The following is a 3,774-nucleotide window of genomic DNA, read 5'->3' as shown; positions in this document are numbered from 1 at the left end:
GCCGGTTGTTACTTGTGAGCCGGTTTTTTATTGGGCCCCGGCGCCCCGCGGGGGGCCGCGGCACCTATGACGGGGGCCCCGTACACCCGACGGTCCGCTCGCCCGGCGGCCCGCTCACCGGGGCGTCCGCTCCGTCGCCCCGTCAGGGACGGCGGCCGTACCAGCCCACCAGCCTGTCGATGTCGGGAGCGTCCTCGTGCACCTCCACCACCGGTCCGAACGGCACCTGGCCGCCGCGGGGTTCCGCGGGCACGGCCCGGTGCATGGAGGCCAGCGGCGCGGCGAGCATCTCCGGGTCCCACACGGGGGTCTGGCCGGTGGCCTTCGCCAGGTCCCAGGCGTGCAGAACGAACTCGTTGGTGTAGATCACCGAGGCCACCACACCGGGGACCGGGCCCCAGGGCAGACCGATCTGGCGGCCCAGCACGGCCGGGTCCTGCCAGACCGCGTCGAACTCCCGCGCCGCCGCGGTCCAGGCCTCGGCCCAGTCCCCGTCGGCGACGTCCTCGGCGAAGTGCGGAACGCTCATGAAGGAGCCGCCGGCGCCCAGGACGGCGACCCGGCGCAGCACCGACACCACGTGGTTGGCCATGTCGCGGACCGTGTAGTCGGGACACGGGGTGACGGTGTCGTACTGCTCGGGGCGGAGCGCGGCGAGCGTGCGGCCGGTCAGTTCGACGGCCTTGAACAGACCGCCCCGGGGGTCGGCGGGCGGGGCGGCGGGTCGCGCGGTCCCGGCCATGTCGTGAGTCGTGTCGTGAGTCATGTGTTCATCGTCGAGGTCAAACAGGTCATCTTGTGGCCTCTTAACGAAGCCGTCTCCAATGGTGCCGAAAATGTATGGAGTGGCTCAAAGCAGCTTAAAAAGCAGCAGGGTTCAGTGTGCCGGGGGCCGTCGCTCGCGTTCGGAGGGGGCTCGTCGGTGGTGAAGGGGGGCGCCTCGTGAAGGCCGACCGTCTGGTGGCGACCCTGCTGCTGCTCCAGGCGCGGGGCCGGGTGACCGTGCGCGAGGTGGCCGGGGAACTGGAGGTGTCCGAGCGGACCGCGCGCCGCGACCTGGAGGCGCTCACCAGCGCGGGCGTCCCCGTCTACTCGCAGCGGGGCAGGGGCGGAGGCTGGAGCCTGGTCGGCGGTGCCCGCACCGATCTGACCGGTTTCACCTCACGGGAGGTCGGGGCGCTGTTCCTGGCGGCGGGGCCGCTGTCCGCCTCTCCCGAACTGCGGGCCGCGTTACGCAAGTTGATGCGAGCGGTGCCCGCGCCCATGCGGCCGCATGCGGAGGCCGCCGCCAAGGCCATTCTCGTCGACGGCCTCGACTGGTCACGCACGGCGGGCAGCAGCGGACCCCACCGGCACGCCCTGGAACGTGCGGTGCTGGACGGCCGGCAGGTCCGGCTGGGATACGCGCAGGCCGACCGGGACGCGGTGGAAGGCGACTTGGGCGAGGGCGACCTGGGTGAAGGGGGATTGGGTGAAAGCGGCCTGAGTGAAGGGGCCTCGGTTGGAGGGGGATTGGGTGAAAGCGGCTCGGGCGAGCGGCGGCCGGGTGGGCGGCGGCCGGATGCGCGGTGGCCGGATGCGCGGGTGACCGGCGAGCGGACGGTGGATCCACTCGGGCTGGTGTCCAAGGCGGGTCGTTGGTACCTGGTGGCGGGGACCGGGGAGGGGCTGCGCACCTTCCGGCTCAGCCGGGTCACCTCCGTGGAGCCGACCGGTGCGCCGGTGTGTCGTCCGGAGGGGTTCGAACTCGCCTCCGCGTGGCGGGAGCTGACGTCCGAGGTGGAGCGACGACTGTCCGCGGCGAGCGTACGGGCCCATGCCGACCCGGACGCCCTTCCGGTGCTGCGGAACCTGCTCGGCGGCCGGCTCCGCACGGGCGAGGTCCAGCCCGACGGCCGGGTCGCCTTCACCGCCGAGGGCCCCTCGGTGGAGGTGCTGGCGGCCCAACTGGCGGGCCTCGGCGCCCGGATCGAGGTGCTCGACCCTCCCGAGGCGCGCGAGTCGCTCGTACGTCTCGGCCGGTCGCTCACCGCGGTGTACGGCGGGCGCGCCGAAGACGCGCGCCCCGACGACGGGCGTCCCGACGGCGCGCGCCCCGACGGCGCGCGAAGGGATAGTCGCTTTCCTGTAGGTACCTACTATGTTGACGATGCTAACGTCCCGGTCATGGCTGCGACCCGCTGAGAAGGTCCTGTCGCCCCGACCGCCGACCACTCACTCCGGCCGCCTGCCACCGACTGACGACGGTCGGCCGATGACTGCCGACCGGCTGACGGACCGATGACTGCTGACCGGTGACTGCTGACTGCTGACTGACGAGCACGGGCCGATGACTGCTGGCCGATGACTACTGACCGATGACTACTGACCACGGATCAACGCACTAGGGAGCTTTTATGATTGTCGTCACCGGAGCCACCGGGAACGTCGGGCGTCCGCTGATCGAGGCGCTGACCGAGGCGGGGGAGCAGGTCGTGGCGGTCTCGCGCCGCCCGTTGCCCTCCCCGGCCGAGGGGGTCCGGCACGCCCAGGCCGACCTCGGGAACGCGCGGAGCATGCGGCCGGTCCTCGAAGGCGCCGACGCCTTCTTCATCCTGCTCGCCGGCGAACTGCTCGGCCACGGAGAGGCCGCCACCGAGCTGCTGACGGCGGCCGCGGACGCCGGGGTCAAGCGGGTGGTCCTGCTCTCCTCGCAGATCAACGCCACCCGTCCCGGTGTCGCCTCGCACGGCAGGCTGCGCGAGTTCGAGGAGGCCGTGCGCGGCTCCGGCCTGGACTTCACCATCCTGCGCGCCGGCGGTTTCGCCTCCAACGCCTTCGCGTGGGCGGAGTCGGTCCGCGCCGACCGCACGGTCTTCGCCCCCTTCGGCGACGTGGCGCTGCCGGTCGTCGACCCGGCGGACATCGCCGCGGCCGCCGCGGTGGTGCTGCGGGAGGACGGGCACGCCGGCCGTACGTACGAGCTGACCGGTCCCGAAGCGATCACTCCGCGCCGGCAGGCCGAGGTGATCGCGGAGGCGACCGGCGACGAAGTGACCTTCGTGGAACTGACCCGTGAGGCCGCCCACGCCCACATGGCGCAGTTCATGCCCGAGGAGGTCATCCCCGGCACGCTGGACATCCTCGGCGAACCGCTCCCCGCCGAACAGCGGGTCAGCCCCGACGTGGAGAGGATCCTGTCCCGTCCCGCGACGCCCTTCTCCGGCTGGGTCGCCCGCAGCCTCCCGGCCTTCAAGTAGCCGCACGGCGGCCTCCCGCCACCTTCGCGCCTCCCCCGCCCCCGAACCGCCGCCGGACACCTGCTGCGCAATCCCCCGCGGCAGCGGGCGTCCGGCGGTCCACGGCCGACGGCGCCTCAGGACCGACGGCGGCCCTGAGCCGCCGTCGACCACGGGGGCGACGGCCACGAGGCTCGGCGACCGTGGACGACGCAGGCGTGGACGACGCCGACCGTGAACGAGGTCGGCCACGGACAAGGTCGGCCACGAACAAGGTCGGCCAGGGACGAGGTCGGCCGGGGACGAGGTCGGTCACGAACAAGGTCGGTCACGAACAAGGTCGGTCACGGACGGGGTCGGCCGGGGACGAGGACGGCCAGGGCGAGGTCGGTCACGAACAAGGTCGGCCAGGGACGAGGTCGGCCAGGGACGAGGTCGGCCACGAACGGCGGCGGCCCCGCCCGGGCCCCGCGCGCCCGGGGGGCGCCCCACACCCCCCCCCCCGGGCGAAACCGGGCAAAAAGACGCGCCCGAAAAAGGCCCCATATGCGGCGCG

At 73.0% G+C, this 3,774-nt stretch carries 3 protein-coding genes; 2 read left to right on the top strand and 1 reads right to left on the bottom strand.

Annotated elements, in window-relative coordinates; genetic code table 11:
• Positions 1-142 precede the first annotated feature (142 nt).
• Positions 143-766, bottom strand: a complete 624-nt coding sequence (locus tag ACFV2J_RS30325) for a TIGR03086 family metal-binding protein (RefSeq protein WP_385089081.1) — start codon at positions 764-766, stop codon at positions 143-145.
• A 176-nt stretch (positions 767-942) separates the two neighbouring features.
• Between ACFV2J_RS30325 and ACFV2J_RS30320 the strand changes: the two genes are divergently transcribed.
• Positions 943-2,184, top strand: coding sequence for a helix-turn-helix transcriptional regulator (locus ACFV2J_RS30320; protein ID WP_385089078.1), 1,242 nt, complete (start codon positions 943-945; stop codon positions 2,182-2,184).
• Between the two features lie 212 nt (positions 2,185-2,396).
• Positions 2,397-3,239, top strand: coding sequence for an NAD(P)H-binding protein (locus ACFV2J_RS30315; RefSeq protein ID WP_385441607.1), 843 nt, complete (start codon positions 2,397-2,399; stop codon positions 3,237-3,239).
• The last annotated feature ends 535 nt before the right edge of the window (positions 3,240-3,774 follow it).

The organism is Streptomyces sp. NPDC059668 (assembly GCF_042734135.1).
GTDB lineage: Bacteria > Actinomycetota > Actinomycetes > Streptomycetales > Streptomycetaceae > Streptomyces.
The sequence above is the reverse complement of the archived record's forward strand: the minus strand, read 5'-3'. Positions and strand labels throughout refer to the sequence as shown.

What these genes read in the sequence shown, in the direction of transcription:
- ACFV2J_RS30325 (WP_385089081.1), bottom strand. Translation starts at nt 766, where the DNA reads ATGACTCACGACACGACTCACGACATGGCCGGGACCGCGCGACCCGCC.
- ACFV2J_RS30315 (WP_385441607.1), top strand. Translation starts at nt 2,397, where the DNA reads ATGATTGTCGTCACCGGAGCCACCGGGAACGTCGGGCGTCCGCTGATC.